This is a genomic window from Rhizobium sp. 18065 (assembly GCF_902706095.1).
GTDB lineage: Bacteria > Pseudomonadota > Alphaproteobacteria > Rhizobiales > Rhizobiaceae > Allorhizobium.
Map to the genome: position 1 here is coordinate 489,351 of NZ_CACSJP010000001.1, position 22,153 is coordinate 511,503.

12 protein-coding genes and 1 tRNA gene are annotated in these 22,153 nt (G+C 56.5%); 9 read left to right on the top strand and 4 right to left on the bottom strand.

What is annotated here, in order from left to right; translation table 11 throughout:
- Positions 1-319 precede the first annotated feature (319 nt).
- Positions 320-1,153, bottom strand: coding sequence for a DUF3883 domain-containing protein (locus GVK95_RS02400; protein WP_159946255.1), 834 nt, complete (start codon positions 1,151-1,153; stop codon positions 320-322).
- A gap of 229 nt (positions 1,154-1,382) precedes the next feature.
- Here GVK95_RS02400 and GVK95_RS02405 point away from each other — a divergent pair, with 229 nt between their 5' ends.
- Positions 1,383-6,512: a RecQ family ATP-dependent DNA helicase gene (locus GVK95_RS02405; RefSeq protein WP_159946256.1), complete on the top strand. Its 5,130-nt coding sequence runs from the start codon at positions 1,383-1,385 to the stop codon at positions 6,510-6,512.
- A 197-nt stretch (positions 6,513-6,709) separates the two neighbouring features.
- Here the strand turns inward: GVK95_RS02405 and GVK95_RS02410 are convergent, their stop codons facing one another.
- On the bottom strand, positions 6,710-7,846 hold the full coding sequence (locus GVK95_RS02410; RefSeq protein WP_159946257.1) for a DUF4268 domain-containing protein: 1,137 nt from the start codon (positions 7,844-7,846) through the stop codon (positions 6,710-6,712).
- Positions 7,847-8,146: 300 nt separating this feature from the next.
- Between GVK95_RS02410 and GVK95_RS02415 the strand changes: the two genes are divergently transcribed.
- Positions 8,147-8,761, top strand: a complete 615-nt coding sequence (locus GVK95_RS02415; protein WP_159946258.1) for a hypothetical protein — start codon at positions 8,147-8,149, stop codon at positions 8,759-8,761.
- Positions 8,762-8,901: 140 nt separating this feature from the next.
- Here GVK95_RS02415 and GVK95_RS02420 read toward each other — a convergent pair.
- Positions 8,902-8,991, bottom strand: a tRNA-Ser gene (locus tag GVK95_RS02420).
- A gap of 215 nt (positions 8,992-9,206) precedes the next feature.
- Here GVK95_RS02420 and GVK95_RS02425 point away from each other — a divergent pair.
- From GVK95_RS02425 to GVK95_RS02455, 7 genes are read left to right on the top strand one after another with little or no spacing between them, the layout of a single operon-like run.
- Positions 9,207-12,266 (top strand): DEAD/DEAH box helicase family protein, encoded by a 3,060-nt coding sequence (locus GVK95_RS02425; protein ID WP_159946259.1) that lies wholly within the window; start codon positions 9,207-9,209, stop codon positions 12,264-12,266.
- Positions 12,263-12,970 carry a hypothetical protein gene (locus tag GVK95_RS02430; RefSeq protein WP_159946260.1) on the top strand — a complete coding sequence of 236 codons (708 nt, stop codon included), beginning with the start codon at positions 12,263-12,265 and terminating at the stop codon, positions 12,968-12,970. The genes GVK95_RS02425 and GVK95_RS02430 overlap by 4 nt, the downstream gene beginning before the upstream one ends.
- Positions 12,967-13,890 (top strand): hypothetical protein, encoded by a 924-nt coding sequence (locus GVK95_RS02435; protein WP_159946261.1) that lies wholly within the window; start codon positions 12,967-12,969, stop codon positions 13,888-13,890. The genes GVK95_RS02430 and GVK95_RS02435 overlap by 4 nt, the downstream gene beginning before the upstream one ends.
- Positions 13,880-16,747 (top strand): site-specific DNA-methyltransferase, encoded by a 2,868-nt coding sequence (locus GVK95_RS02440; protein ID WP_159946262.1) that lies wholly within the window; start codon positions 13,880-13,882, stop codon positions 16,745-16,747. Before GVK95_RS02435 ends, GVK95_RS02440 begins: the two co-directional genes overlap by 11 nt.
- A 4-nt stretch (positions 16,748-16,751) precedes the next feature.
- Positions 16,752-17,174, top strand: coding sequence for a hypothetical protein (locus tag GVK95_RS02445; protein ID WP_159946263.1), 423 nt, complete (start codon positions 16,752-16,754; stop codon positions 17,172-17,174).
- Positions 17,175-17,177: 3 nt separating this feature from the next.
- Positions 17,178-19,199, top strand: a complete 2,022-nt coding sequence (locus GVK95_RS02450) for a UvrD-helicase domain-containing protein (protein WP_159946264.1) — start codon at positions 17,178-17,180, stop codon at positions 19,197-19,199.
- 50 nt (positions 19,200-19,249) lie between these two features.
- A complete protein-coding gene (locus GVK95_RS02455) occupies positions 19,250-20,929 on the top strand; it encodes a DUF262 domain-containing protein (RefSeq protein WP_159946265.1) in 1,680 nt (559 codons plus the stop codon).
- A 156-nt stretch (positions 20,930-21,085) separates the two neighbouring features.
- On the opposite strand, the gene GVK95_RS02460 is transcribed toward GVK95_RS02455, so the two are convergent.
- The gene (locus tag GVK95_RS02460; protein WP_159946266.1) at positions 21,086-21,958 is read right to left on the bottom strand and encodes a DUF3102 domain-containing protein; all 873 of its coding nucleotides are present in this window, start codon (positions 21,956-21,958) and stop codon (positions 21,086-21,088) included.
- Between the last annotated feature and the right edge of the window lie 195 nt (positions 21,959-22,153).

A 22,153-nucleotide genomic window follows, 5' to 3' on the forward strand; every position in this document is an offset into this window, starting at 1 on the left:
GCCAGTAAGCCTGGGCCGACAGTCCTTCCTGCAACCTGATCGTGTTCTCCAACCTTTACAGCAAGAGGGAAAACACAGATTTCATGCTTTTCTGTCAAGATAGCGGAAAGATAGCGTCAAGGTTTCGGGCATTTCCGCAATGATTGCGGATTTCATGTCAGGTTTGATGACAACCTGAGGTAGGTGGTTGTCAAGGTTCAAAGGTCGTGACCTTTACATAATCGGGGTCGGCAAACCTGTTATGTAAAGGTCGATTCCAAACGCAGAGAATCTAGCAAGGCTGCAGGTGCGGCAGCCCTCCAGGTGGGGATCTCCGTCGTCAGTTAAAACTGGCTTGAAATGCTGTTGCGGTCAGCGTCACATGAGCCTCAAGCGGAGGAGCGAGCTCGAACGCCTTCGGTGCTCGCGAGAAATTCCAGAGCCGCAAAAGGCGCCAATGCGTGCGGCGTTCCTGGGCGACGGCGAGCTCATTGCGGCTGATATGGAAGGGGGTGCGCTCCCACCCGTTTGTCGTCTTGACCTCGATGAGCCTTTCCTTGCCGGACAGGTCGAAGCTTGCAATGTCGTAGCCCGCGCCATCGCCTTCGTCCTCAGAGACCCAGCGCACATTTTCCGCTAGGTCGGTGCGACCTGCTGCCCTCAAGGTCATGCGCTCATGAGCAAGGACGAGCTCCTCGCCGGCGCGCCCAAGTGTGCGGTTGCGCTCGTCTCGACCGGCAACATCGAATTTTCGAGCGATGTGCTGCATCTGCTCAAGCTCTTGCGGGGGCGGTTGGTTGGACATGGTCGGCGCTGGTCCGATCCAGAGGGGTTCAGGCTCGCGCATCGCAGATGTCCAGGGTAGCTTCGGTTCGCGCTGAAGCCAGGCCGGGTTGGCGGAAAGCCACCGAGCAACCGCGTCATCGAGAGACTTTTGGAAATTGAATGCCGGCTTGTAACCTGGGATCCATTCCTCGCCGAACCCCTTGAGCACCGCACTGATGTTCTGATGCTTAAACTCGATCGAGGTGCGGGATCGGCCGATCAGGTGCTGGAGGTGACGGTTATGCTCGGCCTTGTTGTAGGGGCTGCCTGCAACGTCGAGCATTAGCATCTCAAAATAATCTGCAACGATCAGGTCGTTTTCTGTATCGGTCCAAGGTCCTTCAGCCATGAGGCAACGTTACAAGCAACAGATTCAGCTGTCATTTCATTTTGAAGTCTGTCCCTGTCCCGAGTCCGGCAGAGAAGATCGAGGACTACTCCGCCGTAAAGCAACAGCTAAGAGATTTCGCATACTTGCACCACCCGCACCATTGTTGTTTGATGCTTACCATCTCTGATTGCCCGAAACGGAGACTTGCGTCAGGGTGACATGGCAATGCAGAGCGAAATCGGTTGAGATGAAGGTGTGCAACATCGACGATACTGCCCCTTCATTTGTTGACCGATGCCTGTCTATCGACCTCGAGGTCAACCCAGAGAGCTCCAAGATCTTTGCCTTCGCTGCGGTCCGTTCTCGCGACCTCGAGAAGGTAGTCTTCCGAGACGGAGATCGCGACGCTGCACTTGATCGACTGGAAAAGATGGCATCAGAGGCAGAGTTTTTGCTCGGTCATAACATCCTGCGGCATGACCTTCCGCATCTGACCGCAGCGAGGCCCAGCTTTGGCCGGCTCTCGTCAAGCCCTGTCGATACGCTCTGGCTGAATCCGCTGGCGTTTCCACGCAATCCTTACCATCACCTGGTCAAGCACCATCATGACGGAAGGCTGCAGGCCGGGCATGTCAACGATCCAGAATTAGACGCTCGGCTGGTTCTACAGGTCTTGGTAAATCAGATAGAGGCATTCAAGAACCTTGCTGATCGTGCACCAGAAGTTATCGAAGCCTACCACTATCTCTCGACCTGCGCGCCAGGTAGCGCTGGGTTCGACGCCCTCTTCGCCCATGTTCGCCTGGCTGCTCGCCCGACTCCTTTGGATGCCGAGCGGGCGGTCATAAAACTCCTTAAGGGTCAGGCCTGCGCAGCCCGAGCGCGAGATATATTGCAGCGCCTTTCGTCGCCCCATCTGGGGTGGCCGATGGCCTATGCGCTCTCCTGGATCTCGGTAGCGGGTGGAGATTCTGTTATGCCACCTTGGGTGCGGGCGCAGTTCCGTGAGGCCGCGCAGATCGTCCGGCACCTTCGGGACAATGCGTGCGACGACACCGGTTGTCATTGGTGCCGTGAGAGAAACGATCCAAAGAAAGCACTGTCTCGCTGGTTCGGGTTTGACGGGTTCCGCGCCGAGCCAAAGGATGAGGCCGGTCGCCCCTTGCAAGAGCGCATCGTGGCCGAGGCAATGGCTGGCCGCTCGGTGCTCGGCATCCTGCCGACGGGCACTGGCAAATCTGTCTGCTACCAAATCCCAGCACTTTCACGCTTCGATAAGACCGGCGCTTTGTCTGTCGTGATCTCGCCACTGGTGGCACTTATGGCCGATCAGGTCCAAGGCCTTGCACGACATGGCATCCCTAGCTGCGTGACGATCAACGGCCTCCTGTCACTGCCAGAGCGGCATGCAGCACTAGATCAAATCCGGATGGGTGAGGCGGCCATCTTGCTGATTTCGCCTGAGCAGCTGCGAAATGCTTCTGTGCGCTCGATCCTGTCGCAGCGTGAGGTCGGCTACTGGATCCTCGATGAGGCCCATTGCGTGTCGAAGTGGGGACACGACTTCAGACCGGACTATCGCTACGTATCGCGGTTCATCCGCGAATACACCGGGGACCGAGAGCCGGCACCCGTCATCTGTCTGACTGCGACGGCCAAGCCCGAAGTAGTGCGCGACATTAGGGACCACTTTCATTCTCGGCTTGGGGTGGAGCTCCTGCTGCTCGACGGAGGAGCAACGCGAGACAACCTCACCTTCGAAGTCCAGGAAACCCATCGCAGTCGCAAACTGGCAGACATCCTGGATACGATCGAGCGCGCGCTTCCTCAAGTGGGAGTATCAGGGGCGGTTGTGTATTGCGCCACGCGTGCTGCAACTGAAAAAGTTGCCGGCTTCTTGCAGCAGCAGGGATTGGCCGCTGACTACTTCCATGCGGGCCTAACACCCGAACGCAAGCAGGATACCCAGGAACGCTTCCGGGTAGGTGACCTCAGGATCATTGCCGCGACTAATGCATTCGGGATGGGGATAGACAAGCCTGACATCCGGCTGGTGGTCCATGGCGATATACCGGGATCGCTGGAAAACTATTTGCAAGAAGCGGGGCGCGCCGGACGAGATCGCAGCCCTGCCGTGTGCGTGTTGTTGTTCAACACGGATGATGTCGAGCGACAGTTTTCGCTTAGTGCACGCTCACGCCTGGCGCGTCACGAGATCAGTGGGATCCTCAAGGCGCTGCGTCGCCTGGATGCAAAGGGCAAGCACCGAGGTGGAGTCGTTGCGACGCCTGGCGAGATCGTTCGTGAGGATACAGCGCAGGATTTTGAGCGCGACAGTGCGACCGACGACACGAGGGTCAAGACCGCGATTGCTTGGCTTGAAGAATCCACCTTGCTGACGCGCGACGAAAACCGCGTGCAGTTGTTTCCTTCATCTCTTCGAATTCGCACCATGCAGGAGGTCGATGCCATCCTGACAAAGGCGGAGATCACGGGGTCGCGGCGAAAGCAGTTCATAGCTCTGGTTCAGCACTTGATGACGGCCTCTTCGGACGCCGGAATATCCACTGATGAACTTTCGGGTGCGAGCGGCCTCACAGGAGGTGCGCTCCGTAAGGCTTTATCCGATCTCGAAACTCTCGGCATCGCAACCGACGACACCGCAATTACCATGTTCGTGCATGTCGGTGTTGAGGGGGCTTCGCGGCACAGATTTCAGATGGCTGCTTCTCTAGAGACTGCGCTGATTGCGGCTTTGCGCGAAAATGCGCCAGATGCCGAAGACGGGGAGGCATACCCACTACACCTTGCGACGACCTGTCAGATGCTGCGTGACCAGGGTCATGCAAGCGTTCGCCCGGATTTAATCGAAGCCCACCTTCGTAGCTTTGCGCAGGATGGTCGTGACGAGGACGGAGGCCGTGGCAATGTGCATTTCCAGAAGCTGAATAGGAGCACATCCCTGGTGCGGCTACAGCGATCCTGGGAGGTGCTGAGCAGAACAGCGGAGCTTCGGCGACGTGGATCGGAATTGCTGCTGCTGCACCTGGATGGGCTTGTGCCTAAGGGAACACGCGGCAAGGACATCAGAGTCGAGACGACGATCGGCAAGCTACAAGCCGCCATAATGGGAGACGTCTTTCTGAAAGGATCTGTCCGTGATGAAACAAAGCTCTTGAGCCGGGCGCTGATGTGGCTTCACGAGCAGGGGGTAATCACGCTCGGGCGAGGCCTGACGATCTTCAGGCCCGCGATTACCGTGAACTTGCGCCCTGGCACCGGCCAATTCACCCAGAAGGACTTTCTGCCTCTCGAAGAGCATTACAGCGAACAAACCATTCAGACCCACATCATGGCGGCCTACGCGTCTCGTGGCCTCACCTCTATCGATGAGGCTGAGCGATTGGCGTCGGACTATTTCCAGTTGGAGAAGGAAAGCTTCCTCAAGCGGTGGATGCCAGACCGCGCCGGAGAGCTTCGGAGACAGACGACACCGGAAAGCTGGCGTCGGATCGTCGATGATCTAGGCAGTCAAACGCAGTCGAAGATTGTTGCAGATGATCGTGAGCAGACCAATGTGCTGGTGCTGGCTGGCCCAGGCTCCGGCAAGACACGCGTCTTAGTGCATCGCGTTGCCTATCTGGTTCGGATCCGGCGCGAGGATCCGCGCGGTATCCTGGTGCTGACATACAATCGCCATGCCGCCGTTGAAATTCGCAGGCGACTGAAGGACCTCATCGGCGACGACGCAATCGCCGTGACAGTGTCGACTTGCCACGCATTGGCTATGCGGTTGGTGGGCGCGAGCTTTGCCGGGCAGATTGACAAAGACAGCGAGCGCGACTTCGACAAGGTCGTGGTAGAAGCAACGGCCTTGCTGAAGGGCGACGGTCTCCAGAAGGAAGAAGCCGAGGCTCTTCGCCAAACGTTGATCGAGGGGTATCGGTGGATCCTGGTGGATGAATATCAGGACATTGGTCCGGAGGAGTATGGGTTGATCGCAGCGGTAGCCGGCCGCTCCCTCGACGACCAGGATCAGCGCCTTAGCCTCTTTGCAGTGGGGGATGATGATCAGAACATCTACGCCTTTGCTGGTGCCTCGATTGAGTTCATCCCGCGCTTTGAAACGGACTACAACGCCAAGCCGACGTATCTTATCGAGAACTACCGTTCGACCGTAGCAATTATCGCTGCCGCCAACCGGGTCATTGCGCCAGCTGCAGGGCGCATGAAAGCGGAGCATGATATCCTCATCAATCGGGCTCGAGCAAAAGCTCCCGCAGGCGGCGCGCTTGCCAATCTCGATCCTGTAGCGCAGGGACGGGTTCAACTTTTGCACTGTAGCACTGACGGACAGGCTCAAGCCGCAGTGGATGAGCTGGTTCGATTGTCACAGCTGGTGCCGGATTGGTCCTGGTCAAAGAGCGCAATTATCGCCCGGGAGTGGCGTCTGCTGGAACCGATTCGAAGCTATTGCGAGGCGAGCGGCATTCCGGTGCAGCTTGCGAGCGAGACCTTGCCGCCTTTTTGGCGACTTCGTGAAGCCCGAGCTTTCCTTGCTTTCGTGAGAGCAGCACCTTCAAAGATGCTGACGGTCTCGCAGATGCAGGAGTTCATCGCCGCGCAGACTGCGAACTGTTGGTGGACGATGATATCCGATGCCATCTCGGCATTCAGCCTGGAGCTGGATGGGAAGGCGGTGCCGGTCGCCGACCTTATCGAAATGCTGGCAGAGTGGGCACGTGATGCACGTCAGGAACAACGCGGCCTTATGCTCCTGACTGCTCATCGCGCCAAGGGGCTCGAATTCGATGATGTGGTGATCTTGGATGGAGGTTGGGATCGCAATTCACGAGGAGAAGATCGGGATGCGCCGAGGCGGCTTTTCTATGTCGCCATGACCCGTGCCAGGCGCAGCCTTGCGATCATGACGACCAGAGAACAGCACTCGCTCATCGGCCCCGATTTGCAAGGCACACCGCAGCGGCAAATCACGGCCAGGACCGATCAACGCGGCGATCGCTCACTCCGCTATCAACTCGTGGAGCCGCAGATGGTGGATCTCTCTTGGACAGGTCGGCAGAGCACATCACATCCGGCGCATGCCGCCTTGGCAAAACTGCAAACTGATGATCCTGTATCGTTGGCTGAGAATGATGGTCGGTGGCTGATCCAGAACGCGGATGGCGTGACAATCGGGCGGATGGCCAAAAGCTATCGACCGCCGGATGGGCTATGCTTCATTCGAGGGTCAGCACGGGCCATCATCCAATGGCGCAAGGTCGACAATGGCGAGGAGTTTCAGGAATCTCTTCGCCAAGAGGTTTGGGACGTGGTTCTGCCCGAGCTCGTATTCGGAGGCGGGATTGTCCCTTAACCTATCCGCTTCGGGGGGGCGGGGGAACAATCGAAAGGTCCGCTTCAGTTTCTGACCCAATGTTGCCGAGGTTTAATTCGCCCGAACTAGGAGCACTTGAGCTTACCAGCATCCTCTGAGCTTCCGGATCGTCGCCATGTGACCTCCCAACGATGTTGAAGGTCACGCGTAGGACGCCCCCGGTGGGGTGCCAAGGATTATCCCGGCACAGACGAAGCTAGGGCAATTCTCTTTGAAATGTCGGCCACGCGGCCACGGAATGTCTGATCGAGCCGGATCATCGCATCGACCATATATTCAATCATTGCCGGCCATTGTTCACGATCGAAGATATTGCCAGGTCGTTCTGATTTAATTCGGCAAGCCCGTCGACCTTCCAGACGCTCCCAGACCAATTCCTCGCCGAATTCAGTTTGTATTGCTGCGGCATCAGACAAGAGCGCGTCGAAGATGCGCTCATTTTGTCCTTCAGCACCTGCATCGATATAGACTTCTACCCTGGCAACCGTGCTAGTCACTACAAACGTGAAGCTCACCCCTCGGCTGCCCGCACTGGTCCCAATGTAGTTCGTGGTCCGGGGGGACAAGTTTCGAAATAGTGGACTCTTCTGGTTCATCGCAGGTAGCAACAGTGTCCAGAACTCTAGCCGCAGAGCGTGCCGCGTCTTTTCAGCCTCCACTCCTTTGACTTCTGTTTGCGCCTTCGCAGCCAAGCCGATCATAAAATCCTCGGTATCCTTAGTCGGGATGATTTGGTCAACAGTTAGAAAGAGGTCATCACCCTGCGAGAACGGCGAGACCTTGAAGCACTGGATGCGCAGATTGAAGCTTGATAGCCAGAGAACCGTCGAGGTGACCTCTTTGCGGAAGTTTGCTGCAACTAAAATTATGCGTTGTGTCACCCCTTTGTTCAGCGTGACATCCTGGTATTCATCTTTGTCCAGAAAATTGCAGAGCTGTTCTTCGGCATTGGCGCCAGGGAAATGTCGGTCCAGATAGGATTGAAAGATATCGCGAATGTCGTCGGACGCTAGCCGGGCGCAATAGGAGGCGTATTTTAGGGCCTGCCATGTGACGTCACGGCCTGTGTCGTCGAGCTTGTTCTCGATGATAACTAGCGAGCCCTGCTTGTCGATGGCGAGAAGGTCTAGGCGCTCTTGTGTGTCGGAGAAGCCAGCAAACTCTTTTTGGATTATGAGCAGATCCTCGCCCAAGGCGTCCGGCCTATTTGCGATCCACTCCTGGAGATGAGCACGCTCTTTGAAACCAAGTTCCATAAAAGAGCGGGGCGAAAGACGCTCTATCCGGTTCTCTTGCTTTTCGATTTTGAACACCAATAGCTCCAGCTTCGTGGATTGGGTCGCCTCCCTACAGAGGATACACTCATTACGGGCCGCTATATCAATTCGGTTAATCACAGAAAGCAACCGGCGCTAGCAAGCTTTTCGAAGCTTCCGGATCGTCACTATGAAGCGTCCACTCTTCGTTAAGCATCGCAGGCAGCATCGCTTTAGCGGGATGCTGCAGACGAATCCGCAATATTTTGATGGCGAAGCCTCACCAAGGATTTCCAAATATACAACTTTTTAGGGAAGCGGGGCTAGTTTGGCCTCGATAACGTGGCGGGTGACAAGATGATACCAACAAGCAAAAACACATTAGAAGAATTCAATATTGACGATGTGAGAAGTGGGAAGCATGCGATAACTGGCATTTGGAGCGTCTTGATTACCCCATCCGCTGCGGCCGCAGTGGATTTCGCCGAACGCTATCTCGATATTTTCGATGAGGTGGTGCAGGGGGATTGGCATCTGGCTGTAGGAGTGCATCCCGCAACCGATGGGCGCGGTCGATGGACGGCAAATTTCGAATTTCAAAAGAGCATTGACGAGTTGCGCGAAAGACTGGGCGCGGGAGGAGAACGTATTCCTGATCTCGGAATTGTGTTCTTTGACCCACATGGTAACGCGATTGAAGATGGCTGTGTCATAGTCCCGCTCGATTCCCGTGTAATCGGCAATGCCAACCTATACAGGGCAGGCTTCGAGGCGACCCACCTAGCAATCCGACGATCATTCGAGGCTTGCGACCTGAGCCCCTACGAAAGGGTTCAGCCTGGTTCGACCAATGCTCTTTTGCGCAGCCTCGACCGAGAGCTCAAGAAAGTGAAAGTCACTGGATATTTTCGTTCTTTTGGCTTCGCTTTTGCTAACGCCCTTTTGGGTGCAGCAGTGGGGATGCCCTTCTGACGACGTGATCGGAGACCGGGGGCGAGGCAGCAATTGCATTGGTGCGCCTCCGGTGTGGCCCTATCCAATTTCGGCATCTGCATTCAAAGTCTAGAACAATCAGCCGAATGCGGGGAAACGCTGGCTACCCAGGTTCTAGATGGCGGAAAGGGTGGGATTCGAACCCACGATACCCTTGCGAGTATGCCGCATTTCGAGCGCGGTGCTTTCGACCACTCAGCCACCTCTCCGGTCACATCGGTCGGCGCATGGTGGCGCAGGCTGTCTCGTGGCGGCTGTAGTGCTCGCTGAACGTGTGTCGCCGGAGATCAATATTCAGTGGCCTCCCGCCCGCGTTGTGTCGCAACCTGCGAGGATGCCTGCCACTTTTTTCAATTATTGGTATTGATGAGCGACGACTTTTTTGCTCCATTCCTCGATGATTCTGCGAGGGGGCGGAGATAGCATGAGTTTCTTTGACAAGCCGATCATAAACACGCCCTATGCACTGCCGACCAGGCATTGGGAACTCGATCTAAATGGTCATCCTACGGATCGTATCATTGAGCAGCGTCGTGGGTCGGCACTTTGGACGGCGCTTCCAGGCGCTGCGTCGACGACCGCGAAATCTACCCAGTCGAGTCTTGTGTTTAATGATGACTTGTCGACGGATGCGACCGAGTTCAACCCGTCGCCGATGATCAACCAGCTGCGGCAGGAACTAGATACCTGGCGCTCACTGAAGAATCCCTCTCAGTGGAAGGTCACACCAGTCACCCAAAGGCTGTTGCAGCACTGGCGCTCCCTGCAATTGGACGATAGCCAGATCATACGCCCTTTCTTCTGTCAGCTCGAAGCCGTCGAGGCTGCCATCTGGCTTTCTGAGGTGGCTCCAGACATGGGTGCCCGAGGACGCAGATTCCTTAATTGGATATCCACAGCCAATAATTTCGCATTGCAGGCTGAGGGTGAAGCTCCATCCGAGGCTGCGCCTGATCTGATGCGATTTGCGTTCAAGCTAGCGACGGGCGCCGGAAAGACCACCGTCATGGCGATGCTGATCGCATGGCAGGCCTTAAATGCGGTGCGCTCGCCCACAAGCAAGCGGTTCTCTAAGGCTTTTCTGATCGTGACGCCTGGCATCACGATTCGCGACCGTCTGCGAGTGCTGATGCCGAACGACGAGCAGGGATATTATGATAAGCTGAACCTCGTGCCGCATGATCTTTTGCCAGACCTCCAGCGCGCGGACATCGTCATAACGAACTTCCATAAGTTCAAGCTGCAGGACGGCTTTGACGCTGCGAATGGAACTCGCCAAGTGCTTCAAGGGCACGGAGACGCGCTGCAGACACTGGAAACCGAAGGAGAGATGATCCGGCGGGTTATGGGTGACCTTATGGGTCACAAGAACGTCGTCGTGATCAATGACGAGGCGCATCACTGTTATCGGGCTCGTCCTGCAGCAGATGTGATAAAGCTTACTGGTGAGGAGCGTAAGGAAGCGGAAGAGAACGCCGAGGCTGCACACCTATGGATGTCTGGCCTAGAGGCGCTCAACCGACAATTAGGCGTCCGCGCAGTTTACGATCTGTCTGCGACGCCCTTCTTTCTCAGTGGCTCCAATTGGCCAGAGGGCACGCTGTTCCCCTGGGTCGTGACAGACTTTTCGCTGATGGATGCCATCGAGTGCGGGATCGTGAAACTTCCGCGCGTGCCGATCGCTGACAATCGGGCGGATGGTCAGCAAGTGATGTATCGGAACCTTTGGCCGCAGATTCGCCAGCGCATGCCTGACAAGCGCAAGAAGGGCGAAGGCAAGCCTGATCCACACAAGCTGCCGATTGAGCTTAAGGTAGCGCTCGATGCTCTATACGGGCACTATGAGAAAACGTTCAGGCTCTGGGAACAGAACCAGGTGGGAATACCGCCCGTTTTTATTGTGGTCTGTAACAACACGACCAATTCGGAGATGGTCCGGGACTACATCGCGGGCTACACCTACACCGACGAGCAGGATCAGGAGCGCGTCCGCCAGGGCGAGTTGGAGCTATTCCGGAACTATGACGATCACGATCAGCGGCTTGAGAAACCCCGAACAATCCTGATCGACTCAGCGGCGCTTGAAAGCGGTGGGGAGATCGACAAGGGATTCCGTGATGCCCATGCGACAGAGATCGAAGCATTCAAACGGGAACGCCTACGCAGAGATCCCGGCGCCGGCGAGCTCAGCGATGCGGAGATCCTGCGCGAGGTGATGAACACCGTCGGCCGCAAGGGACGTCTCGGAGAGCAGATCCGCTGCGTTGTGTCAGTCTCGATGCTGACTGAAGGATGGGACGCTAACAATGTCACGCACATCATGGGATTGCGCGCGTTTGGCTCAAGGTTGATCTGCGAGCAGGTTATCGGCCGTGCCCTTCGGCGCCTGTCATACGAGGCTGATCCCGATACTGGCCTTTTCCGCACGGAATATGCCGACATCATGGGCATCGATGGGCTGAACTTCTCGGACCAAGCGCGCCCCGCACCTCCGCAGCCCCCGCGACCGGTCGTGCACGTTCAGGCGATGAGCCCGGAGCGCGACCACCTCGAAATTGCCTTCCCACGGGTCGAAGGTTTCCGCACGGACTTCCCCCGAGAGCGTATTGACGTCGACCTGTCGCGGATGGAGCCTTATGTGCTTACACCCGACAAGGTCGGCGCGACGGTGGTGCAAATGTCCGGTATTGTCGGTGAGAAGCACCAAATCGGCCTCACTCATCTAGACGATAAGCGCCTGTCAACCATTGCTTTCGATATCGCAAGCTACTGGGTCTCAGAGAAGCTCCGCGATCCGAATGGCGCCCCGAAAACCCATTTGTTCCCGCACGCAAAGCGCATCGTGCTGCAGTGGCTCAACTCTGATCGCTTTGTCTGTAAGGGAGATACGAGGCCAGCGCAGTTGCGCTACCGCCAGCTCGCTGACGAAGTTTGCGATTTGTTGATGGGCGTTTTGATCGACCAGCCCGGCGGCGAGCCTATCATCCGTGCCGTGCTTGATCCCTATGCACCTGAGGGCTCAACTGCATCCGTCAATTTTAATACCTCAAGCGCCAGCCGGCACTGGCCGAACCCGGAACGTAGCCACATTAACTGGATCGTCACCGACCAGGACTGGGAAAACAAGCTTGCCGAACTTCTCGACGAGCATCCCGACGTTGAAGCATATGCCAAAAATCATAACCTGCACTTCGAGGTGCCATACTCGAAGGAAGGTGAGCCACACCGCTACCGACCCGATTATCTGGTGCGCGTGAGAGTGCCTGAAGGGGAGCCGCCGCTCACCCTGGTTCTTGAGGTAAAGGGTTTCCGCGGCCACGATGCGATGCTCAAAGCCGAGACGATGAAGAACAAGTGGATCCCGGCTGTGAACCGACTTGGCGCTTATGGGCGGTGGGGATTTGAGGAGTTGCGCAGTGTTTACGATTTCGGTGCGGAACTTGACAGGGTGATTGCGGAACTGCGCGGGACTGTATCAGCATGATCCCTGAACGCCTGGCTGAGAAGAACCTGTTCGTCGCTCTTTGCGAGCGGCTGCGATGGTGGCTGTGGTTCGATGCCCCTCGACAGCGGCTGATTGAGGCACATGGCGGGCTGACGCCCGATGACGTGCACCAGATAGCAGGATCTTACCGCTTCGCCCGCAATCTACACAATGATAGCATCGAAGAACTCATCGAAAGTCTGTCACTGGCCGCCCAAGACGATTTTACAACACTGGAGGCTCGTGCAGAACAGCTGGCCGGCATCATCGATCGTTTGCACACGCAGCACGCGACTCGTTTTCGCCTGATGTCTGGCACCACCAAGCTCTTCTGGTTCGTTCGTCCTGAGGGATGGACACCCTGTGATAAGTTGGCAAGAGCAGGGCTTGGAACCGGGGGGCAAGCACCGATCGATCAGATGAGGCGTTTCTATCGGCGCTTAGACGAGGTTGGTTTCCTTGAACATGCCGCTGCGTTGGATCGCTTTATCGCAGATCATGGACTCCCTCCCTTGTCGGGAACCCGTGTGCTCGACGTTCTTCTGATGACACTGGGTGATCCTCGGGCGTGGGCCCAAAGGCGTGAAATGGCGATGGCATTTGCCAAAAGTCTGCCCGACTCCATGCAGTCTTCGCTCATTTCGCTGGCAGAGCAATTAACGGACGCGGCTGATGGCGGCCTGGGCATCGAGGTTTCATCATGACCGATGTCACCTTCGGACGCCTCATGGATCTGATCCCGCGTGAGGCTTGGCCGCATGAGGCGCTGTCATTCACACCATGGCTAGCTGATAACATAGACCAACTGTCGGAAGCTGTCGGCATCCCGCTCGAGATAACCGGAACCGAAATCGCTGTAGATACCTTCGCAGCCGATATCTTGGCGCGAAACCCAAGCGACGGCACAGTGGTGCTGATCGAGAACCAGCTTGAACAGACCGACCACACGCATCTCGGTCAGATCATGACTTACCTTTCCGGTTTGGAAGCACATACCGTTATCTGGATAGCGCCGAAGTTCCGCGAGCCCCACCTTTCTGCGATCCGATGGCTCAACCAGCACACAGCCGACGATTTTGCCTTCTTTGCAGTGCGTCTGCGTGTTGTCCGCATTGGAGACAGTCCCTTCGCTCCCATTTTCGAAGTGCTGGAGAAGCCCAGCCATTGGGAGAGAAAACTTAAAGAGGCGGCGAAGCCCGCGGTTTCGAATGATCCGGAGTCGCAGTTGAGAGCTGAATTCTGGAACCTATACGCCGAACGTTATCCTGAGATCGCTGCCGTCAAGCCCAGATCCGGTTGGAACTATTGGGTGCCAGTGGCTGGCGGTCGACTACTTTTCTCCGCTTACATCGCGCGCAAGAATTGCGGCGTCTATGTTCGCCCTCCCTGGTCAGGAGACAGAGATGCAGTGGCGACCTTGGTGATGCCATTCCGCAACGAGCTGGAGAGCGATCTGGATGCGGTGTTTGATGGGACCAAAGATCATTTTCTCGTCAAGAAGCGCACACCAGGCTTCGGCATAAAAGAAGATTGGCCGGCTTTGGTGGATTGGTTCGAAGAACAAAGGCGTCGCTACACCGCGGCGCTAGAAGCAAGATTGGGGGAGCCAACCGATGGCGAATGAAAACAAGACGCCGGTGGACATTATCACGCATGGCGAAACACGCGCAAACATCCCGCCGGCTGAGCTGGAGCCCGTGCTGACAGACGACGACAAGAAGCCAATTCGCACGGCTTGGGACCGGCGCAACCGCGATCTCGATCCGCAGCTTGTCTGGCGGGGCAAGGATCCGGATCAGGCCGAGCTGACGGTCGATGCGCCGCCTATCTTTCTCCAGGAGCAGGTCCACCCCAAGGCGCTTATCGACGACCTGAGGAATGGTCGCGGCAAGGCTGATGATTTGTTCGGCCATTTCGGCCTGACCGAGGAGGATCGTGAGGCTGAGATCGAGTTCTACCGCCACACGCGAAAATGGTCGAACCGCATGATCCTGGGGGACGGGCTGCAGGTTATGGCTTCGCTTGCCGAGCGAGAGGGACTGAAGGGTGAAGTGCAGGCGATCTATATCGACCCGCCTTATGGCATTAAATTTAATTCCAACTTCCAATGGTCCACCACGTCCCGCGACGTAAAGGATGGAAAGCTCGAACACCTGACGCGTGAGCCAGAGCAGGTGAAGGCTTTCCGCGATACTTGGAGAGACGGTATTCACTCTTATCTTGCATACCTGCGTGACCGTCTAACTGTAGCGCGCGAGCTTCTGAAAGATAGTGGAAGCTGCTTTGTTCAGATCGGAGACGAAAACGTTCACTTGGTTCGAAATTTAATGGATGAGGTTTTCGGAGAGAAGAATTTTGTCAGTCAGATCAATGTCCGTAAGACCGCAACGCCTGCTGCATTACTTGATGACAACTTTTACTACATAATATGGTATGCTCGCAATCGCGAAAAGGCCAAATATCGCGCTCTTTTGCTTGATAAGCCGGTCGAAGAGTGGGTTTCTGAAACGCGTGGTGGATCGTGGGGCCTACGTTTCTCTGATGTCGATTATCGTCCATTGACGGCAGATGAACGCAACGCACCGAAGACGATTCCTGCAGGAAGAGTCTATGCGCTGTCAAAAACTAATTCTGCCGGCCCATCACAGAGCGACCAAAATTTTGCGTTTCAGGGCAAAACGTATCACCCAGGCCGAGCTAATCATTGGAAAACTACACAAACAGGAATGTCACGGCTGGTCAAAGCAGACAGGCTTGAGACTAGAGGCGGTCCACCCTGGATGCGGCGGTTTCACGACGATGGTGCATTCAAGAGAATGACGAATGCCTGGCTGGACACCTCGGGCAAATCGACCGAGAGGTGGTATGTTGTTCAGACGGACAGTCCGGTCATTGCACGTTGTCTTCTCATGGCGACAGACCCCGGGGATCTGGTTTTAGATCCGACTTGCGGTTCAGGCACGACTGCGTATGTTGCCGAACAATGGGGACGGCGTTGGATCACGATCGACACCTCTCGCGTCGCGCTGGCGCTTGCACGCGCTAGAATCATGGGCGCCAAATATCCTTGGTATCTGCTTTCTGACAGCCCGGAGGGACAGAAAAAGCTTGCAGAAGTAACACGCTCTACTCCCTCGACGCAGGCCACTTATGGTGATGTCCGACAAGGATTTGTCTACGAGCGCGTGCCCCACATTATGTTGAGCGACATAGCAAACAACGCCGAGATCGATGTGATCTGGGACAAGATACAGCCAGCGGTGGAGGACGCGCGAGCGGCGCTGAACGCTGCGCTTGGCGGTTACAACAGCCCGTTCAAGGTCGAGACCGGCAGTCGTGCCGGCAAGTCAATCGACTTTTCCGCTTCTGGTCAGGTTACGCTGCCTTCTGGAGAGGCGGCGCCAGCTAACGGTTTTCTGGAATGGGAAATTCCACGTGAAGCGCCTGACGGATGGCCGCAGGCAGCGAAAATGGCTCTGGAGAATTTCTGGAAGGTGCGCATCGCCCGCCAGAAAGAGATCGATGCCTCAATTGCTGCCAAAGCCGAGTTCGAGAACCTTTATGATAAGCCCTACGTGGACAACAAGCGCATCCGCGTGGCAGGGCCCTTCACAGTCGAGAGCCTCTCACCGCACGCGATCTCACCGGTGGACGAGCATGGCGAACTCATCGATGAGGTGAATGCTGCGGATGGCCTGCGCACCAGCGAAGAGCGCGAGGCTGAGAACTTCCGAAAAGCCATTATGGAAAACCTGTCGAAGGCGGGGGTGCATCAGTCCGGCAAGGCCGACGCGATACGCTTCGATACGCTTACACCTTGGCCCGGCGAATGGATCGGCGCCGATGGGCGCTATTTGGAGGGAGAGGTCGAGCGTAGGGCAGCTATCTTCATTGGCCCTGAATACGGAACGGTCAGCCGTCCGGATCTGGTCGCTTGCGCCCGCGAGGCAGCTGATGCCGGCTTCGACATTGTCATCGCTTGCGCATTCAATTTCGAAGCGCACGCTCAGGAGCTGCACAAGCTCGGTCGCGTTCCAATCCTGCACGCGCGCATGAACGCGGACCTGCACATGGCCGGCGACCTCAAGGCAGGCGGTGGTAACCTCTTCGTTGTCTTCGGCGAGCCGGAGATCGAACTGCAGAAAGATGGCGATCGCTACCGCGTCGAACTCAAGGGTGTCGATATCTTCAAGCCAGCGACGGGCGAGGTGGTGAGCTCCGAGCCCGACGATATCGCCTGCTGGTTCATTGATACTGATTACTCAGGCGAAAGCTTCTTCGTGCGCCAGGCATATTTCCCTGGCGCCGAGGTGCCCTACAAGGCTCTGCGGTCAACGCTGAAGGCCGAAATTGACGAAGAGGCCTGGGAAAGCCTCAAACTCACAGTATCCCGCCCATTCGCTAAGCCGAAGAGCGGGCGTATTGCAGTCAAGGTCATCAATCACCTCGGCGACGAGGTGATGAAGGTCTTGGGGGTGTGAGGCGATGCGTGACCTCAACGACCTGGTTGACATCGGTTACTACATACCTCCGATGAAGGACAAAGGCAGGCACCATGTCATCTCCCAAGGACAGTCTCCAACATTCTATCGGCCGGAGGATCTGAGGGATAAGGGAGAGGGTAAAACAGCTTGGGTTGACGCCTTTGAGAAGCTTGTCGTTGCGCTCTTCTGGGCCACAGGAAAGCCTCTGCCTTACGCATTTCGGACCCCTGATGGCTTGATCCGGTCGCTGGACGCTGGATGTCTGAAAATGTTGCTCAACCGCAATCCTCCTGACTTGATCCTCACATGCGATCATTTTGGTTTTATCGACACCGTTCAGCCATCGAAACGATTGCAGGACCTCTATGATCCGATAAGAGCGAACCTCATGAACCGCGTCTATGACGCTAAGCCGACGGACTAGCTGATGACTGTCCTCATCGCCACCAGCTTCACCAAAGCCCTCGACAAACTGACTGGACAGGAGCAGGCGGCCGTAAAAGTCACTGCTTTCGACATCCAGCAGAATCCGGAAAGCCCCGGTCTGTCGCTTCATCGGATTGATCGCTGCCAGGACCCTGACTTCTGGTCCGCTCGCGTCAACAAGGACATTCGCATCGTCCTTCACAAACGCGGAGGCAACACGCTCCTTGCCTATGTCGACCATCACGATGACGCCTACGTTTGGGCTCAGCGCCGGCGCGTCGATGAGCATCCGACAACCGGGGCGGCACAGATCGTCGAGGTGCGTGAGACCATCGAAGAAGTGGTAATTCGGCGATATGTCGAAGAAGCAGTTGGAAAACCGAAGATATTCGCTGAGGTCGCCGACGACACGCTCCTGACCTGGGGCGTGCCGCGCGACTGGCTAAACACAGTGAGGCAGGCGACAGAAGACACGGTGCTTGATATCGCTGGTCATTTGCCGGACGAAGCGCAAGAGGCGCTGCTTGCGGCAGCTGTGGGTGAGGTCCCAACCATCCGGATTGCCACAGGCGACCAGACAGGTTACGCGCACCCAGATGCCCGTAGGCGCTTTATGGTTGTGGGCGACGAGGTGGAACTCGCCGCTGCACTCAATGCGCCTTGGGAGGATTGGGCGATCTTCCTCCATCCTGCCCAGAGCGAATTTGTTGAGCGCAACTTCAATGGACCTGCGCGGGTCATTGGGTCTGCAGGCACCGGTAAGACGGTCGTAGCGCTCCATCGGGCGGTGAGGTTGGCCGGAGAAAACGCCGCGCACCGCATTCTACTAACGACCTTCTCTCCACAACTCGCGGACGGGCTGGCCAAGAAGCTTGACCGTCTAGCTGCCAATCATCCCGAAATCGCCGAGCGCATTACCGTTGGCACCCTTTCAGATCTTGCACAAAGGCTGGCTGCCGAGCGCCTGGGAGACGTAGAAATTGCCTCCGACAGCGAGGTGGCCAGCCTCTTGCAGCATGCGGCTGCGGCAGAGAGCACGGATATCGGGCCAGGCTTTCTTGCCGAAGAGTGGCGCCTGATCGTTGATGCCTGGGACGTTCGCGATGCAGACACCTATCGTGATTTGCCGCGCTTGGGCAGGAAGGTGCGAATGGCTACGTCACGACGTGACGAGTTGTGGCAGGTATTTGCCAGAGTGCGTGCAGCGCTGGACGAGCGCGGTGTGGAGACAGAGGCTGGCCTGATGCACCGGCTGGCGAGAGAGCTGGGCGAGGCTCCATTCACGCATGTCGTGGTGGACGAAGCGCAGGATATCTCTGTTCCTGAACTCCACCTGATTGCGGCAATCTCAGGCGCCCGCCCGAATGGCCTGTTCTTCGCGGGAGATATCGGTCAGCGCATCTTCCGCTCGCCTTTCCCCTGGAAGGCCGCAGGCGTAGACATCCAAGGGCGTTCCCGCAGCCTGAAGGTAAACTACCGGACTTCACACCAGATCCGCTCGAAGTCGGATCTGCTGTTACCACCCCGCCTCTTGGAAGCTGACGGTGGCGAAGATAGTAGATTGGGTGTCTCTTCGGTGTTTCACGGTCCCCCCCCGGACCTGCATCTGTTCAACACTCCTGAAGAGGAAATTGCGGCCGTCGCGAGCTGGATCAATGAGGGACTGCAGCAAGGAATTCTTCCTGAAACTATCGTCCTGCTTGTGCGGTCCAAAGCCGAGCTAGCGCGCGCTCGCGCCGCCATAGCCGCGTCCAGCGACGATAACATTAAGGCTATGCTCATGCATGATGCAAAGGGCCGGGAATTCCGCGCCGTTGCAGTCATGGCTTGCGATGCCGACGTGCTGCCGAGTGAGCGGAGATTGCTTGAGGCGAGTGACGAACGAGCATTGAAGGAAATCTACGACACCGAGCGCCACTTGCTCTACGTGGCAGCGACTCGGGCACGCGAACGTCTATGGATTTCCGCGAGCGGAACCCCTTCGGAATTCCTAGAGGACTTAATAGCCTCGACTTCAGCCTGAGCGGCGACGCTCTTAAGCATGCATCCGCGAAACGCAGATTGAGACCTCACATGACCCGCCATACGATCGAAGCCACTGAGAAGCCGATCCTTGATATCTTTTGCGACAAGTATCTGTTTCGCATACCATCTTACCAGCGACCGTATGCTTGGACGACTGAGCAGGTAAGCGAATTATTCGACGATATAAAGACAGCCTGCGAGGGCTCGAGCAGCGTTGCCGATCTAAGTCCTTACTTTCTCGGCAGTGTCGTTCTCATCAAGGATCCACAAAGACCCGAAGCCGATGTCGTCGATGGTCAGCAGCGTCTGACAACCATGACGATTTTGATGAGTGTCCTTCGCGATCTGTCTGACGCGAAAATCGCCTCCGCAATCCATAGCTATGTCTGTCAAACGGGAGACCCGATAAAAGGAACGTCGGATGTATTCCGGTTGACACCACGAGAGCGCGATACGGACTTCTTTCGTGCTACGATTCAGAGTGAGGGGGCAACCGCTCAGCTGCCGGACGCCCGGCAGTTTAAAGACGCTAGGGCACGAATGGTTGAAAACGCTGTCTTCCTGCGCGAGCGCCTGAAGACCTTTTCAGACGAGCAACGCCGTCGACTTACAATGTTTATTGCCCAGCGCTGCTTCCTCGTTATCGTGGCGGCATCAGACCAGGATTCAGCCTTCCGGATCTTCTCTGTAATGAACTCGCGCGGCCTGGATCTGTCTCCGGCAGATGTGCTGAAGGCAGAGATAATCGGTGCTCTACCTACGGATAAGCAGGATGCTTATACTCAGAAGTGGGAGGACTTGGAGGACGCATTGGGCCGCGCTCGGTTTGCAGAGTTGTTCGGTCACATTCGAATGATCCATCGAAAGCAAAAGATGCAGGGAACGCTCATAGCGGAGTTTCGAGAATTTGTGCCGACAAGAAAAAGTCCGGCGATGTTCATCGATAAGGAGCTTTCGCCCTATGCGGATGCCTACGAAGAAATAACTGATCGCGCCTTCTCGAGCTACAAGAATGCCGATGAGATAAATCGGCAGCTTACTCACCTTTCGCGTCTGGATAACTTCGACTGGCAGCCGCCTGCAATCGAAGTCATTGCACGTCGGCGTGAGGATCCTGATTTTGTTCTCCGCTTCCTATCCGACCTGGAGCGTCTCGCGTATGCACTCTTTCTGACACGGGGTGACGCTTCCGAGCGCATCCGCCGTTACGGTAAATTGCTCTCTGCAGTCCAGGCTGATGAGGACCTATTTGCAGAAGGCAGTCCCCTCCAACTCGAGGCGCAGGAAAAAGCAGACGTCCGAAAGGCCCTTGCTGGCGATATCTACACGATCACCCGTATCCGGCTTCCTCTTCTTCTCCGCTTAGATGAACTGTTGTCTGGCGGGAGCGCAGTCTACAACGCACCCATTGTCAGCGTAGAACACGTGCTACCACAGAACCCAGGAGTGGAAAGCCGGTGGTTAGTAGACTTCCCAGATGCCGATGAGCGAGCTAAATGGGTGCACAAGCTGGCAAACCTGGTGTTGTTGACACGTCGTAAAAACTCGCAGGCGGGTAACCTAGAATTCTCCGAGAAGAAAGAACGATATTTCTCGACTAGGGCAGGGGTTTCAAACTTCGCTTTGACAAGCAAAGTGCTATCGCAAGAGCACTGGACGCCAGAAATTCTTGAAAAAAGACAATCGGAGTTGACAGGTGCGATTGATAAGCTCTGGCGCCTCACTTGAACGATGTATCGTCCGGAGAGTCGCGCGAGCAACTAAGAGGCACTTGTGGAGTCGCCTGTTCGTGCAAAACATGCATCTGAGCGTTGGCCCATGCGACACAAAATAGAGCCTGCCGGAGAGTTTTGGTCTCCGGCAGGCCTCAGGCATCTTCGTTTGTTAGGCGCTTAGCAGCGCAGTCTTGAACGCCTGGTAATCGATCTGCACCAATACATCCCGAAGCTTTTCATAGTCGTTGCCGAGCCGCTTCTTGAGGATTTCCGCTACACGTGCCGCCGTAGTTTCCATGCGTTTCTCTAGCTGCAATGCCGCTTCCTCGCGCTGCTTAGCCTCTAGAGCCTTTTGGTCGGCGTCTCGCTCTTCGCGTGCCTTCTTCTTATCCCACCGCTTGCGCTCATTCTTGATTTCGTCGTCGGTCTTTCCTTCAGCCCGCAGAGCCTGTTCATGCTTCTGCCAGGCGCGCTGCTCCTGCTTCGCCGCACGTTCATCTTCCCGCCTCTGGCGCTCTTCCTCCTGCGCAGCTGCGATTCGAGAATTGATTTCCTTTTGGTTCACCGGGAGGCCCTTAGCGACGTCATCAATGACGGACTGCCGTATCTCCTCAGGTGCCCCCTTCGCCGAGAGCTTGTAGATGGTCGTGGGCGGCAACACATCAATCACCCTGGGTGCGGAGCTGAAGGCAGCAGCAGCATTCATATAATTCTGGGCCGTGCGTTCAGACATATCGAAGTGAAAACGCAGCCAATTGCCAAACAGCCCGTGCTCAAGCTTTTCCTTCACCGCGCACAGATCGTGTCCAGTATCGATGATGCTGGTGCGGTGGCGATCGCGGATCCTGTTGGCCGCGGCTTCTGCCTCCTGGGCCACCTGAGATGAGACGCCGGTGTAGTCAAATCCGAACACAATAGGTGTCGCCGGCGTTTGGGGCTCGGAGACGGGCGAGTGGGCCGACGTGTCAGCGTCCGTGATGTTTTCAGAGGTGGTGTAGCTGAGCTCTTCGAGTTCATTGCCGGTGTTGTAAAGTTCGGTCATGTCAGTCCTCCTTGGTTGATGGATGTGCGTTGCAAAAACCGCAATCGTTGCGGATTTCGGGTGAGCTTGGGAGCGAGCGGGAGCCGGCCGGCAGCCGATGCCAGCTCGAAGCGTTGCTGTTTTCGGAGAGGGGAACGCAGGTGCCTGGTCGTCAGCACCTGACATTACGGCGGTTTGTCAGCGCCGTTGAAGCGA

Bases quoted from the DNA above. Each gene is read 5' to 3' on its own strand.
- GVK95_RS02435 (WP_159946261.1), top strand. From the start codon at position 12,967: ATGACCGATGTCACCTTCGGACGCCTCATGGATCTGATCCCGCGTGAG.
- GVK95_RS02425 (WP_159946259.1), top strand. From the start codon at position 9,207: ATGAGTTTCTTTGACAAGCCGATCATAAACACGCCCTATGCACTGCCG.
- GVK95_RS02450 (WP_159946264.1), top strand. From the start codon at position 17,178: ATGACTGTCCTCATCGCCACCAGCTTCACCAAAGCCCTCGACAAACTG.
- GVK95_RS02440 (WP_159946262.1), top strand. From the start codon at position 13,880: ATGGCGAATGAAAACAAGACGCCGGTGGACATTATCACGCATGGCGAA.
- GVK95_RS02430 (WP_159946260.1), top strand. From the start codon at position 12,263: ATGATCCCTGAACGCCTGGCTGAGAAGAACCTGTTCGTCGCTCTTTGC.
- GVK95_RS02415 (WP_159946258.1), top strand. From the start codon at position 8,147: ATGATACCAACAAGCAAAAACACATTAGAAGAATTCAATATTGACGAT.
- GVK95_RS02455 (WP_159946265.1), top strand. From the start codon at position 19,250: ATGACCCGCCATACGATCGAAGCCACTGAGAAGCCGATCCTTGATATC.
- GVK95_RS02405 (WP_159946256.1), top strand. From the start codon at position 1,383: ATGAAGGTGTGCAACATCGACGATACTGCCCCTTCATTTGTTGACCGA.
- GVK95_RS02445 (WP_159946263.1), top strand. From the start codon at position 16,752: ATGCGTGACCTCAACGACCTGGTTGACATCGGTTACTACATACCTCCG.
- GVK95_RS02460 (WP_159946266.1), bottom strand. From the start codon at position 21,958: ATGACCGAACTTTACAACACCGGCAATGAACTCGAAGAGCTCAGCTAC.
- GVK95_RS02400 (WP_159946255.1), bottom strand. From the start codon at position 1,153: ATGGCTGAAGGACCTTGGACCGATACAGAAAACGACCTGATCGTTGCA.